The sequence below is a fragment of the Flavobacterium gelatinilyticum genome, assembly GCF_027111295.1.
Classification (GTDB): Bacteria; Bacteroidota; Bacteroidia; order Flavobacteriales; family Flavobacteriaceae; genus Flavobacterium; species Flavobacterium gelatinilyticum.
On record NZ_CP114287.1, the window covers coordinates 1727238 to 1740506 of the forward strand.

13 protein-coding genes are annotated in these 13269 nt (G+C 33.3%); 5 read left to right on the plus strand and 8 right to left on the minus strand.

The annotated features are described in order from the left end of the window. Positions 1-56: 56 nt before the first annotated feature. Both OZP11_RS07420 and OZP11_RS07425 read right to left on the minus strand, forming a co-directional pair. The gene (locus tag OZP11_RS07420) at positions 57-926 is read right to left on the minus strand and encodes an alpha/beta hydrolase (protein WP_281234587.1); all 870 of its coding nucleotides are present in this window, start codon (positions 924-926) and stop codon (positions 57-59) included. Positions 927-1106: 180 nt separating this feature from the next. Next, positions 1107-1979 carry an AraC family transcriptional regulator gene (locus OZP11_RS07425; protein WP_281234588.1) on the minus strand — a complete coding sequence of 291 codons (873 nt, stop codon included), beginning with the start codon at positions 1977-1979 and terminating at the stop codon, positions 1107-1109. 452 nt (positions 1980-2431) lie between these two features. Between OZP11_RS07425 and OZP11_RS07430 the strand changes: the two genes are divergently transcribed. The 4 genes from OZP11_RS07430 to OZP11_RS07445 all read left to right on the plus strand — a co-directional run bounded on the left by OZP11_RS07430 (position 2432) and on the right by OZP11_RS07445 (position 5804). Then, entirely contained in the window at positions 2432-2788 is a 357-nt protein-coding gene (locus tag OZP11_RS07430) for a T9SS type A sorting domain-containing protein (protein WP_281234589.1), read from the plus strand. A gap of 1067 nt (positions 2789-3855) precedes the next feature. Further along, the gene (locus OZP11_RS07435; protein ID WP_281234590.1) at positions 3856-4209 is read left to right on the plus strand and encodes a T9SS type A sorting domain-containing protein; all 354 of its coding nucleotides are present in this window, start codon (positions 3856-3858) and stop codon (positions 4207-4209) included. Between the two features lie 431 nt (positions 4210-4640). Continuing rightward, positions 4641-5045, plus strand: coding sequence for a T9SS type A sorting domain-containing protein (locus tag OZP11_RS07440; protein ID WP_281234591.1), 405 nt, complete (start codon positions 4641-4643; stop codon positions 5043-5045). Positions 5046-5417: 372 nt separating this feature from the next. After that, entirely contained in the window at positions 5418-5804 is a 387-nt protein-coding gene (locus OZP11_RS07445) for a T9SS type A sorting domain-containing protein (protein ID WP_281234592.1), read from the plus strand. Between the two features lie 61 nt (positions 5805-5865). Here the strand turns inward: OZP11_RS07445 and OZP11_RS07450 are convergent, their stop codons facing one another. Together OZP11_RS07450 and OZP11_RS07455 are read right to left on the minus strand one after the other, a co-directional pair. After that, positions 5866-6285 carry a hypothetical protein gene (locus tag OZP11_RS07450; RefSeq protein WP_281234593.1) on the minus strand — a complete coding sequence of 140 codons (420 nt, stop codon included), beginning with the start codon at positions 6283-6285 and terminating at the stop codon, positions 5866-5868. Between the two features lie 61 nt (positions 6286-6346). Then, positions 6347-6757, minus strand: coding sequence for a helix-turn-helix domain-containing protein (locus OZP11_RS07455; protein WP_281234594.1), 411 nt, complete (start codon positions 6755-6757; stop codon positions 6347-6349). Positions 6758-6955: 198 nt separating this feature from the next. On the opposite strand from OZP11_RS07455, the gene OZP11_RS07460 reads away from it, so the two are divergent. Further along, complete coding sequence (locus OZP11_RS07460) at positions 6956-7270, plus strand: hypothetical protein (RefSeq protein ID WP_281234595.1); 315 nt, start codon at positions 6956-6958, stop codon at positions 7268-7270. A gap of 292 nt (positions 7271-7562) precedes the next feature. Here the strand turns inward: OZP11_RS07460 and OZP11_RS07465 are convergent, their stop codons facing one another. From OZP11_RS07465 to OZP11_RS07480, 4 genes are all read right to left on the minus strand, one after another. After that, entirely contained in the window at positions 7563-7988 is a 426-nt protein-coding gene (locus OZP11_RS07465) for a protein-export chaperone SecB (protein WP_281234596.1), read from the minus strand. A 1-nt stretch (position 7989) separates the two neighbouring features. Continuing rightward, positions 7990-8550 (minus strand): hypothetical protein, encoded by a 561-nt coding sequence (locus tag OZP11_RS07470; RefSeq protein WP_281234597.1) that lies wholly within the window; start codon positions 8548-8550, stop codon positions 7990-7992. After that, on the minus strand, positions 8547-8972 hold the full coding sequence (locus OZP11_RS07475; protein WP_281234598.1) for a hypothetical protein: 426 nt from the start codon (positions 8970-8972) through the stop codon (positions 8547-8549). Before OZP11_RS07475 ends, OZP11_RS07470 begins: the two co-directional genes overlap by 4 nt. A gap of 566 nt (positions 8973-9538) precedes the next feature. Next, on the minus strand, positions 9539-12979 hold the full coding sequence (locus OZP11_RS07480) for a methylmalonyl-CoA mutase family protein (RefSeq protein ID WP_281234599.1): 3441 nt from the start codon (positions 12977-12979) through the stop codon (positions 9539-9541). Positions 12980-13269 lie beyond the last annotated feature (290 nt).

Consider the following 13269-nt stretch of genomic DNA (forward strand, 5'->3'; position numbering starts at 1 on the left):
ATTCCAAAAATCAAACCAAAAAAAATCTTTAGACCTAAAATTGCGTATTTTTTAGATTACTTTTTTGTAACCAATTGGTTTTTAAGCAATATTTTATTAAAAAACAAGGCATGGTAGGGCAGTGAATTTTCCCAGTAATCCCAAGTATGTGCTCCCGGACGTTCGGTATAATCGTGCTCTATTTTGTTGTAAACCATTCGGCGGTGCAGCTCTCTGTTAGGTTCAATTAAAAAATCGTCAACACCGCAATCTATAATTAAAGGGAGTTTGTTGACTTTTATTTTATCAAGCATTCCAAGAACAGCATGTTGTTCGTACATTTCGGTGCTGCCGCTTTTATCTCCAAAAACAGGCTGCATTAATTTTACGACCTGAGCAGACGAATCTCTGTTCAGCATTGTACTCATATCTACTGCTCCGCTCATGCTTCCGGCTGCACAGAATAAATCAGGGTGTCGGGTTGAAAGGTATAAAGCACCGTGTCCGCCCATTGAAAGTCCGGTGATTACTCTTCCGGTTCTGTTGCTTATGGTTTTGTAGGTTTGATCTACTTTCTGGATTACTTCTTTGGTAATAAAAGTTTCGAACTGGCTTTCTTTATTCACAGGACTGTCCAGATAAAAACTAAAGGTTTCACCTTCGGGCATTACTATAATAAGGTTATACTGATCAGAAAGGTTCTGAACTAATTTTTTGTTTGGTGTATTTTTTAACCAGTCACTAAAGTGCCCGTAAGCTCCGTGTAATAGATACATTACCGGAAAAGCGGTTTTACTTTTGGCGTATGTATTGGGTAACACTACCGCTGCTTTGTAGGTTTTGCCCATTGCCGTACTGGCAATTTGCAAGGTGTCTACTTTTGCAGCATAAGACAGGGACGAGATACACAGAAAAAGGGCAAATACAAGGATTTTAAAGTTTTTCATTTTTACATTTTTTCGGTTAGGGATGTAAATATACCCTTTTCCGACTAAACTATATGAAAAATCCGACTGGCTTTTAACCAATCGGATTCTTAATTTTTTCTGCAACGAATTCACAAATGATACTAATTGCAGGACTTGGTAAAAAATAGCCACGACCCGAGCGATAGCATCAAAAAAACATCAGCTAATAATAATCTTATGTTCCTGACGGTATTGTGAGGCGCTTTTACCTGTATATTGTTTGAATGATTTACTAAAGTGACTGAAGTTATTAAAACCGCTTTCGTAACAAACCTCATTTATACTCATTGGTTTTTCGGCCAATAGTTTTGAAGCGTGTACCAAACGATATTCGTTTACAAATTCGGTAAAAGTTTTGCTTGAAATCTTTTTAAAATAACGGCAGAAAGAAGGCGTAGTCATGCTTACGAGACTCGAAACCTCATCGATGGCAATCGATTCCTGAAAATGATCTTTTACGTAATTAAAAACCACGTTCATACGATCGCTGTCCTGTGTCTGCAGTTCGATTGCAAAACCGTCGGCATTGAGCATCGTGTATTCATCTGCCGAATCGAGTTCGTCCAGAATACTCAACAATGTCAACAGACGTTCAAACGGCTGCTGCTCGTCCATCGATTCAATCTTCTTCCCGATTCTTTTTTTTGTTTCGCCGCCAAAAGCGATACCGCCTTTGGCCTGACTCAAAATGTTCTGAATCTTTTTCATTTCCGGAACTCCAAAAAAACCATTTCCTAAAAACTCCGGTTTAATATGGATCACGGTTTCGGTCGTGTTTCCGGTTTGTTCGTTCGTAAAACCGCAATGCGGTAAATTTGAGCCTATCAGAATCAAACTCCCATTGGTATAATAAGAAACATGGCTTCCTATTTGTCTCTTCCCTGCCCCGCCATTTATATACACCAACTCGATTTCTGGATGGTAATGCCACAAATGAGCTTTACTATTGGTCTTTTCGGCGTGTTTCGTGTAGGTAAAAGAACTTCCGTATGAGTTAGTTATCACTTCAAGAGCTGGGGCGTTTGCTTTCATGATAATTATCTTTAAAAAATAAGAGCAAAATTAACAAAATTAGTTAAAAAAATTCAGTTTTTAACCTATAACGGTTTCGTAAATGAGGATAATGCATTAAAATTAACATATAGTCAATGGCAAATTATTAGCAAAACGGAACTTTTTTACAGGTATGGTATTTTTATTCGTCTTTTTTTTCACAAATCACATTAATTGTGCCATTTTATGCAAATACACTATTTTTGTAGGAAAACAGGAAGTTTTAAGAAAATAACGTTTTCGTAAAAACATTGCAGAATAACAGCCTAATTAACTAAAACACCTAAAATAATTCAAATTTTAACATATAACGGTTTCGTAAATGAGAATATAGCACATAAATAGGAAAATAGAGTTGTGTTTAAAAAAGAACTGCCGTACTAATTTTACATCCAGAAAAATGAACTAAAAATTTAAACACAATAGATTATATGAAATCGATTTTAAAATTAAGTTTAGTATGTGCAGTACTTTTATCAGGAGTTAGTACTTATGCAATTGATGGTGGAAATGCTTTTAACTTACACGTTTTAAAAGCTAAAGGAAAATTAATAACGTTTGCTATGAACCAGGTTCAAAAAGCAAGCATTAGTATATATGACAAAAACGGAAGCTTACTTTATTCTGAAAAAGCTACAGGTAAAGAAGGTATCTTAAGAACTTTCAGCTTAGAAGAATTCCCGGCTGGAACTTACTTTTTGGAAATCGAAGATGCTAACAAAAAAGCAAGACACGAAATTACAATTACAGCAGAAAATACAGTTTTATCAACAACTGCTCTTAAATAAAAAATCTGGCATACTTTATGTATGCTAAAAAATATAAGCACAGCAATGTGCTGCAAAAGTTATACTTCTCATAAAGGTATAAATAAGGTTAGATAGTTAGTAAAGTTTAAAAACGCAAGTTTTAGAAACAGCTCTTTGTGGTTATTGAGCTGTTTTTTTTTGCTCTTTACTTTTTTGAAAACCCATCTCTTTTAAATTGTTTCTGGCAGACTTTCTTTTTTAGGTCTGGAAAATTGCTTCACGCAGATTTTGCTTCCCTTTCTTATATATAGGTGCAAATTTTGTTTCACGCAGATTTCGCGGATCGGGCAGATTTTTTGATTTTGCAGATTTTTTTATTCTGCTCTTTATCAAATGCAGATTCTAAAAATCGCTTCGCGCAGATTTACTTCTCCTTCTTATATATAGGTGCAAATTTTGTTTCACGCAGATTTCGCGGATCGGGCAGATTTTTTGATTTTACTGAATTTCTTATTCTGCTCTTTATTAAATGAGATTTAAAAAATTGCTTCACGCAGATTTTACTTCTCTTTCTTATATATAGGTGTAACCTTTTTGTTTCACGCAGATTTTGCAGATCAGACAGATTTTTATTTTTTCCGGACCTATTTCTATATAGATATAAAAGTAAAATTGTTTCCATAGGTTTGGGCTGCAGGTTTTAAATACTTTCAAATACTGAAATCATTTATGCCTTTTTCTCTCCTTTACGCAGTTTTTACATAAAGACAATCCAAAACCACCTAAAATCCAGTGGATGAAATCTGAATTTTGAGACCAAAATTTGAAAATTTGCTTATGTAATTTATTTTCATAACAATAATTACGAAAACAATAAAATTTATAACTATAAATTATGCATAAAGCAAATTGGCAATATTACCAAAACATTAAAAAATAATAAGTGAATTAACAAAAACACCTCATTTAATGCAAAAATTAACCTATAACGGTTTCGTAAATGAGAATATAGCATATAAATAGGAAAATAGAGTTGATAAAAAAAACATATACCCACAGTAATTTTACATCAGAGAATTAGAGTTAATAACATAAAACTAAATAGAATGAAAAAGGTTGCAAAATTGAGTTTAGTATGTGCGGTACTTTTATCAGGTTTAAGTACTTACGCAATTGATGGTGGAAGCGCTTTTAACTTACACGTAATAAAAGCGAACGGAAAAGTAATAACATTTGCTATGAACCAGGTTCAAAAAGCAAGTATTAGTATATATGACAAAAACGGAAATTTGATTTATTCTGAAAATGCTACTGGTAAAGAAGGTATCTTAAGAACTTTCAGCTTAGAAGAATTTCCTGCCGGAACTTACTTTTTGGAAATCGAAGATGCTAACAAAAAAGCAAGACACGAAATTACAATTACACCAAGTGCAACAATTTTGTCTCCAAAAGCACTTTAAGAAACAAACAGATTTTCTGTAAAAATATAGCGGCAACGCTAAAAATTTTATACTCTCACACAGTATAAAAATGAGGTTAGATAGTTAGTAAAGTTTAAAACGTAAAGTTTTTAAAACAGCTCTTTGTGGTTATTGAGCTGTTTTTTTTTGCTCTTTACTTTCCGGTAAGGTGAACTTTACAAAACCTTTATTTTATTCCTACAAATATTATTGAATCGTTAGCCAATGGTAAAATTACGTTTTTGTAAAAACGTTGAAAAAAATTAGCCTAATTAACAAAAACACCTAATTTAATTCAAAAATTAACCTATAACGGTTTCGTAAATGAGAATACAGCATAGAAATTGGAAAATAGAGCAAACAAAAATCTTACAAAGCTGTAGTAATTTTACATCAGAGAATTAAACTAATAAATTTAAAAACTAACAGTTATGAAAAAGATTTTAAAGTTGAGTTTAGTATGTGCGGTGCTTTTTACAGGAAGCACTTATGCAATCGATGGTAATGAAGATTTTAATCTTCACGTTATAAAAGCAAACGGAAAGCAGATCACTTTTGCTCTTAACAGAGTACAAAAAGCAAACCTTGCTATTTATGATCAGGACGGATCTCTAATTTATTCTGAAACCGCTTCTGGTAAAGATGGAATTTTGAGAACTTTCAGCTTAGAGGAATTTCCGGAAGGAACCTATTTCTTAGAAGTGGAAGACAGTATTAAAAAAGTTAAGCATGAAATTACAATAACTGATGCCGCAACTGTATTATCTACAAAAGCAGTTTCATCAGTTTACAAAGCAGGTTATTCTGCAAAAAATACCAGCGTAGCAGTACGCTAAAAAAGTTATACTTCTCATAAGTATAAAATAAGGTTAGATAGTTAGTAAAGTTAAAACGTGATTGTTTTAAAAACAGCTCTTTGTGGTTATTGAGCTGTTTTTTTTTGCTTTTTACCGAAGAAAAAAGAAAGCCTTTTAACTATTTGAAAAACTATTCTTAATAATTGTTCGAAGCTTATTTTTTTATGTTAAAAAAATTTATTTTGGCAGAAAACCGCAATCCCTTTATTTACGTACATAGCGAAGAACAAAGCTTCGAAAAGGTTTCAATTCAGCATTTTAGACGGGAAAAAAGCCTGATTTTTTGCTAAAAAATTAAAATTCTATTTGTAGTTTTGGTCGTTCCACATTTAGTAATAAACTTTAAAAAACATGACAAAATTTACCAAGACCGGGTTAGTTGCTGCCTTTTTTTTAGCAACACTTTTTACTTATGCCATTGATGGAAATGGAGATTATATTTTAAATATAAAAACCGGAAACGGAAAAGTAGTAACCTTTACTCTAGACACCGTTGACAACACATCGTTTTCTATCTATGACGAAAATCACAATTTACTTTATGCGGGAGAATCTGCAGCAAACAAATTAGAGGTTTCTAAAACCATAAGCCTTGAAAGCTTTCCGGCCGGAACTTATGTTTTAGAAGTTAAAGCAAACGAAAAAATTGCTAAGCACGAAATTAAAGTTGCTGCAAAAAAGGTAAAAACAGTAAAGTTAGACGAATCTGTAAACCATAGTCCAGGTTTTCGTCGTTAACCACTCTTTTTGCCCAAAGAAAGAATAAAAAGCAGTTCATAAAACCGAACTGCTTTTTTATTTAAATTTCATTTTTACGCAAATCTGCCCCTTTTTTTACCAGTTTCCAGAAAAAGCCTGTTTCTGATACAATCACAATGCTTTTAGTTTCTCCGTAAACCGAGGAATGTACAAAAGCACAGATGTAATCTAATAAATCCATTTCGGTAAAGCTTTGCTTGTATTCCGGTCTAACGTCATCGCTGTTGGCAAAACAGACGTTTTCATGGCTTTCTTTTATAAAGATCAGCTTTAGGGTTTGTTCTATTTTGGATAAAAGCGACTTATTTAGAATTTCATTTTCAAAAGCATCTTCAAGTTTAAACTCAATTTTGTTTTCTGCCGAAATTATAGCTAAAACACAATTCTCCAAATCAATATTTTGAAACAATTCTGATTTTTCTAAACTATTTATCTGCTCTAAATACTTTTGAATTTCCATAACGAAAGCAATTAAATTCCTTAAAGCAAAAAAGCAGCTCTGTTTAAGAACTGCCTTTTTATTATTTCTGATTTAGTAATTTTTCTAAATACTCAATTTTGTCTTTTTCCGACTGAAGCAGACGCTCGTAAAGCTTTTTATTTTCTTCTACAGTTTCCATTAATTTATCTAATGGATTGAAAGTGCAATTATTTCCAAAATTTACTTGGCTATCTTTTGTATCATTAAAAGTGTTGAAATAATTAATCATTCCTTCTTCTGAAAAGTTTTTAATTGCTTCTGCTGTAACACCAAGTGCTTTTGCAATAGCGATAAGTTTATCATCATCTATCGTTTCACTATTTTCTAAAATAGAAATCGCTTGCTGATTTGTTCCTAAAGCCTGTGCCAAAGCTTCCTGCTTCATATCTCGAAGTTCACGAATACGGCTTATTTTTCGCCCTATATGATTTGGTTTTGTTAGTGTGCTCATAATTCAAAGATAATAATTAAGTATAAGAATCTGCGAGATGTAAAAAACATATTTAATCGTGTACCAAACACAAAAAATTGATTCGCTACATAAAAATCTATTTCTTCCTTCGCCGAATCAAACAAAAGTACAATTTTTCTTATATAAAATTTATAAAGCTAAATTGTAAAATTAAATTACCAGCAAAAAATAAAAATTATGGAAACCAACAAAACTAAAAACCTCGAATACCTTAAATCACTAACCGATTTATATTTCAGTACCCTGCAGCCCGCAAACGATAATCATGACACGTACACAGCTAAAATCAAAGTTTTAAATTACTTCGAACTCGGCTGTCTTATTACCGATATGCTGAAACTCTGCATCCACGCCCTAGATCACGATATGCACAATGTCGAAAAGAAGAAAAAGCAATCTATAAATGTAGGCCTAATTCTGGAAATGGTTCTTTCTATTTTTCCTTTGGATGAAATGGAATTTTTGGGGTATGTTGGGGAGGTTGTTGAGTAATTATATTCCAACCCAACAAGCACACAATCTTGTCATTTCGACCGAAGGGAGAAATCACATTCGGGAATCGACAAAGCAAATCACCAATCTTTGTAGAATTGCTAGTGTGATTTCTCGTTCCTCGAAATGACAAACTTTGCGTTTACGAGCGAGACGCTCGTGCCAGCAGAGGACACACAATCTTGTCATTTCGACCGCTAGGGAGAAATCACACTCGGGATTCGACAATGCAAATCGTCAATCTTTGTAGAATTACTTGTGTGATTTCTTCTCTGTCGAATTTTAAACATTATTAATTTTTCATTGTCGCTTTTTTAGCTTTATTGTCCTGGCTAAGTTTAATAAAGTTTACAGGCGGAAGCAATACAGCTTTCATACCAGCCTTTAAAGATGTTCCTGCAATGTGCTCCCTAATAAAAGGATAGATAATAGCAGGACCATTCGCTTCAACAAATTTCTCTACAGGCAAAATATCTTCATTTCCTATTTCAAAAACTCCAAGGTAATTTGTCGTAAATCTAAACAACTTTTTTCTTTTATATTTCCCAATCAAATCAACTTTCAAAGAAATTATAACATCACCTGAGATTAAAGTATGCTGAATATCAATATCAACCTGATTATCTATTTCAGCAGAAAAATCTATTTCTGCTTCTCTTCTAAAATTACTTTCAATTAGAGATAAACTTTTAAGTTTATAGGTTTTATTTTCACTCATCTTAAGCAGCTAAGGGGTAATCATTGTCCATAGAATCGCAATCATAATCAATTTGTACTGTCGGTAAAATAGTGTCAACCGTAGTATAAAGCTCAGGGTTTTGAACCTTTTCTGTACTATGAATCATTTTTTTAGCACTTAAATTTTGGAAAATGGCATCATATTTTAAGTTAATACCATCAATCATAACTTTAAAATTAATATTCGATTGCCAATCAACTATATAATCTTCAAACAAAGTAGAGATAATATCTTCTAAATCGAATTTCTTGTATATTTCTTTATTTTTAGATTTTCCTTTAATAACAATAGGAGACTCTAAAGAAATACCATCTTCTTCATTAATAAAAGTTAGAATATCAAAAGGAAAGAGATTTATAAATTCTAAGCTTATCTCTTTTTCTATTGCTATATATTTTTTGTTGTTTTCAAATTCATATATAGGTGATACTTCTACAAAATGTGAATCACAAAATTGATTATATTCGTATCTAATTGTCAATTGAGGAATATCATTAGCTAATTCCTGAATTTTTCTTAATATGTAGGCTTTTGAATTCATAAGGCAAAATGTTTAATTAATTCATCATTAATTGTTCTTGATAAATTTAGCGAGATTGTTGCTGTTTTTGTATCTATAGCATCTTCTTTGTAGTCAGCTGTATGTCTATAACGTTTCAAAATTCCTATCTTACTATCAAATAAACGTCCAAAAGTTTCATTCGTAGTTGTTATATTTTCTTTTATAAATGAAATCGTTAAATTATGTGAATCTTCTTTAAAGTTTTTACTATTTAATGACTCAGCGTATTTTCTTTCTTGAAAAGAATCCCATTCGTTATTCAATTTGTATTTTAATATGTATAATATAATTTGATAAGTACTGTAATAAACACAATGTATACTTGATGAATATTTTTCATTATTAAATAGAAGTTCTGCAGACTCAAAATTATTTAAAGACTTCGTAATATATTCACTCATAGATATTATATAGAAGAATGCAATAATACATATTTAAATAACTTATATATAAAGTTAAGTTTTTTTATTTAAAATTATCAATTGTAAAAAGTTATAATTATCTCAAAATAAAACATTCTCAATAATTAGTTAAAAATTTGACTTGCCAAATATATGAATATATTCGACATCACAAATCATTTCAATATTATTCTCACAATTTTTAACAAAAAATAAAACGTATCAAATTCGCATGGATAAATATTAATAAAAATTACACTTTAATAGATATTCTACAATAAATATCCATTCACAAATCTATAATGCTTTTTTCATTTATCAATAGGTATAATTACCCTATTTATCTCAAATGTAATTTTTAAATATGTCGAAAGTATTATAATATTGGATATTTCAAAAGTACCTGCTCAGTTTTATTACAACTATGTTCAGGTACTGAAAGATTGTGAGGAGCATTTTAACAAACTGTCTCATATATACTCGTTTTTTAACTCTGTAAATGATTTAAATAAAAACCCTCTCAAAAATCTTGAGAGAGTTTTCCATAAATCTATAAAAAGTAAATCTTACATATTCCTTCTATACTGCCCACCAACCTCAAACAACGCCGAAGTAATCTGACCAAGAGAACAAACTTTTGTAGCTTCCATTAAATAATCGAATAAGTTTTCGTTTTTAATGGCTGCGTCTTGCAACTGGCTTAAATGCTCGTTTACTTTTGCTTCGTGGAAATTATGCAGATTGTCCAACATCGTAATCTGGTATTGTTTTTCTACTTCTGTGGCACGAATTACCTCAGCCGGAATTACTGTTGGCGATCCTTTTGAACTCAGGAACGTATTTACACCCACAATTGGGAAATCTCCGTTGTGTTTTAAGGTTTCGTAATACAAACTTTCTTCCTGAATTTTAGAACGTTGGTACATTGTTTCCATTGCACCAAGAACGCCGCCTCTTTCTGTGATTCTGTCGAATTCCTGTAAAACAGCTTCTTCTACCAAATCAGTTAATTCTTCGATGATGAACGAACCTTGTATTGGGTTTTCATTTTTCGCCAAACCTAATTCTTTATTGATAATCAGCTGAATTGCCATCGCACGACGTACAGATTCTTCTGTTGGCGTGGTAATTGCTTCGTCGTAAGCGTTGGTGTGTAATGAATTACAGTTGTCATAAATCGCATACAAAGCCTGCAAAGTCGTTCTGATATCGTTGAAATCAATTTCCTGCGCGTGTAACGAACGTCCGGAAGTCTGAATATGATATTTCAGCATTTGCGCTCTTTCGTTGGCTCCGTATTTCAATTTCATGGCTTTTGCCCAAATCTTACGCGCCACACGACCAATAACCGAATATTCAGGATCTACTCCGTTCGAGAAGAAGAACGATAAATTTGGTCCAAAATCGTTGATGTTCATTCCTCGGCTCAAATAATATTCCACGTAAGTGAAACCATTTGAAAGCGTAAACGCCAATTGCGTAATTGGGTTCGCTCCCGCCTCGGCAATATGATATCCTGAAATCGAAACCGAATAGAAATTACGAACGTTTTTAGTAATAAAATATTCCTGAACGTCTCCCATTAATCGTAGCGCAAATTCAGTTGAGAAAATACACGTATTCTGTGCCTGATCTTCTTTTAAAATATCGGCCTGAACCGTTCCACGAACTTGAGCTAACGTTTTTACTTTTATTTCGTTATAAACTTCCAAAGGCAAAACCTGATCTCCTGTAACACCCAAAAGCATTAATCCCAAACCGTTGTTTCCTGCCGGAAGTTCGCCTTGGTATTTCGGTCTTTCAATTCCTTTTTCTTTATATAATTTGTTGATTTTAGCCTCAACTTCTTTTTCTAAATCATTCTCTTTAATGTAAATCTCACATTGCTGATCGATTGCGGCATTCATAAAGAAACCTAAAAGCATTGGCGCAGGTCCGTTGATCGTCATACTTACCGAAGTTAAAGCATGAACCAAATCGAAACCTGAATATAGTTTTTTAGCATCATCTAAACAACAGATAGAAACTCCTGCATTTCCAATTTTTCCGTAAATATCCGGACGTAAATCCGGATCATTTCCGTACAAAGTCACACTGTCAAAAGCTGTAGAAAGACGTTTTGCTGGCATTCCCGCACTTACATAATGAAAACGTTTGTTGGTTCTTTCTGGTCCTCCCTCGCCCGCAAACATTCTCGACGGATCTTCGCCTTCACGTTTAAACGGATACAATCCAGAAGCGAAAGGAAATTCTCCGGGAACATTTTCCTGTAAATTCCAACGCAGGATATCGCCCCAGCCTTCGTATTTAGGCAAAGCAATTTTTGGGATTTGCAAATGCGATAAACTTTCAGAATGTGTCGCGATTTTAATTTCTTTATCACGAACCTTAAAGCTGTAAACCGGATTTTTGTATTTCGCTGTTTTATCTGCCCAATTCAGGATAATTTCCCAATTGTACGGATCTAAGTCCATTTTTACTTTATCAAATTGATTTAGTAAAAGGTTCAGGAAGATTCTGTTTTCGTCATGTTCCTGAAATCCTCCAGACAAAACAGTCGAATCGTCGATTCCGGCTTTGGTAATCTGAGGTACTTTTCCAGAAACAGATTCTATGGTTTTAAAGATTCCGTATAATTTCTGAGCTACTTTTTGCTGTGCAATTGCCGTTTCATCATAATTTCTGTTATTCTCGGCAATTTCAGATAAATAACGTGTCCTTCCTGGCGGAATCACAAATATTTTCTCGCTCATTTCTTTAGTGATTTCAAAAGTCGATTTCAAGTCAGAATTCGTCTTTTCAGCCACTTTATCCATGATTGCTTTATAAAGCGTGTTCATTCCCGGATCGTTGAACTGCGAAGCAATCGTTCCGAAAACCGGCATTTCATCTGGATTTTTATCCCAAAGGTTATGATTGCGCTGGTATTGTTTTTTTACATCGCGTAAAGCATCTAAAGCGCCTCGTTTATCAAATTTGTTTAAGGCCACTAAATCGGCAAAATCAAGCATGTCGATTTTTTCCAATTGCGTTGCCGCTCCAAATTCTGGTGTCATTACATATAAAGAAACGTCAGAATGATCCATAATCTCGGTATCAGACTGCCCGATTCCTGAAGTTTCCAAAATAATCAAATCGTATTTTGCGGCTTTTAAAACCTGAATTGCTTCGGCTACATATTTAGACAAAGCCAAATTCGACTGACGCGTTGCCAGCGAACGCATATAAACTCTCGGATTATTAATCGCATTCATACGAATTCTGTCTCCTAAAAGCGCTCCTCCGGTTTTTCTTTTCGAAGGATCAACAGAAATCAATCCGATTGTTTTTTCTGGGAAATCAATTAAAAATCGGCGAACCAACTCATCAACCAAAGAAGACTTTCCTGCTCCACCCGTTCCTGTAATTCCTAAAACCGGAATTTTAGAACTGGAATTTACTTCATGAATTTTATCAAAAGCTGTTTTTGCAATTTCCGGGAAGTTCTCTGCAGACGAAATCAAACGCGCAATTGCTGTTGGAACTTTATTTTCGATATGATCGATTTCTCCGTTTAGTTTATCACCAATCGGGAAATCGGCTCTTTGAACCAAATCATTAATCATTCCCTGAAGTCCTAAAGAACGTCCGTCATCCGGAGAATAAATTCTGGTGATACCATACTCATGTAATTCTTCGATTTCACTTGGCAGAATCACACCGCCGCCGCCGCCGAAGATTTTAATATGTCCTGCTCCTTTTTCTTTAAGCAAGTCGTACATATATTTAAAGTATTCGTTGTGTCCGCCCTGATATGATGTCATGGCAATCGCATTGGCATCTTCCTGAATAGCGGTATTTACCACTTCTTCTACACTTCGGTCATGGCCCAGATGAATTACCTCAACACCCGTAGACTGTATAATACGACGCATGATGTTGATAGCAGCATCGTGTCCGTCAAAAAGCGAAGCAGCCGTAACAATTCTTACTTTATTTTTAGGAATATATGGTATTTGTTGTTCCATTTTATGAATATGATAATTTTAAGCGACCAATTTACAAATTATTTTAATAATTGTTCATCGCAATAGCTTTATGTTAACAAAAAAAATATCGATTTCGTTACTTAAGGGGTAACATTTTAGCTAACTAACTGATTTAGTTAAAGAAAGCTTAAAGACATGGCAATTTCGCAACTTTTAAATAAAATATGGAAACATGTTTTGAGCCCTTCTAAATTAATTTAGCATTGTAGAAAAGCCCCAAATTTTTACCAAAGAACTTGACAAGAGTAACAACGTAAAAATTTAAAAAA

What these genes read in the sequence shown, in the direction of transcription:
- OZP11_RS07475 (WP_281234598.1), bottom strand. Translation starts at nt 8,972, where the DNA reads ATGAGTGAATATATTACGAAGTCTTTAAATAATTTTGAGTCTGCAGAA.
- OZP11_RS07470 (WP_281234597.1), bottom strand. Translation starts at nt 8,550, where the DNA reads ATGAATTCAAAAGCCTACATATTAAGAAAAATTCAGGAATTAGCTAAT.
- OZP11_RS07465 (WP_281234596.1), bottom strand. Translation starts at nt 7,988, where the DNA reads ATGAGTGAAAATAAAACCTATAAACTTAAAAGTTTATCTCTAATTGAA.
- OZP11_RS07425 (WP_281234588.1), bottom strand. Translation starts at nt 1,979, where the DNA reads ATGAAAGCAAACGCCCCAGCTCTTGAAGTGATAACTAACTCATACGGA.
- OZP11_RS07480 (WP_281234599.1), bottom strand. Translation starts at nt 12,979, where the DNA reads ATGGAACAACAAATACCATATATTCCTAAAAATAAAGTAAGAATTGTT.
- OZP11_RS07460 (WP_281234595.1), top strand. Translation starts at nt 6,956, where the DNA reads ATGGAAACCAACAAAACTAAAAACCTCGAATACCTTAAATCACTAACC.
- OZP11_RS07430 (WP_281234589.1), top strand. Translation starts at nt 2,432, where the DNA reads ATGAAATCGATTTTAAAATTAAGTTTAGTATGTGCAGTACTTTTATCA.
- OZP11_RS07450 (WP_281234593.1), bottom strand. Translation starts at nt 6,285, where the DNA reads ATGGAAATTCAAAAGTATTTAGAGCAGATAAATAGTTTAGAAAAATCA.
- OZP11_RS07445 (WP_281234592.1), top strand. Translation starts at nt 5,418, where the DNA reads ATGACAAAATTTACCAAGACCGGGTTAGTTGCTGCCTTTTTTTTAGCA.
- OZP11_RS07440 (WP_281234591.1), top strand. Translation starts at nt 4,641, where the DNA reads ATGAAAAAGATTTTAAAGTTGAGTTTAGTATGTGCGGTGCTTTTTACA.
- OZP11_RS07435 (WP_281234590.1), top strand. Translation starts at nt 3,856, where the DNA reads ATGAAAAAGGTTGCAAAATTGAGTTTAGTATGTGCGGTACTTTTATCA.
- OZP11_RS07455 (WP_281234594.1), bottom strand. Translation starts at nt 6,757, where the DNA reads ATGAGCACACTAACAAAACCAAATCATATAGGGCGAAAAATAAGCCGT.
- OZP11_RS07420 (WP_281234587.1), bottom strand. Translation starts at nt 926, where the DNA reads ATGAAAAACTTTAAAATCCTTGTATTTGCCCTTTTTCTGTGTATCTCG.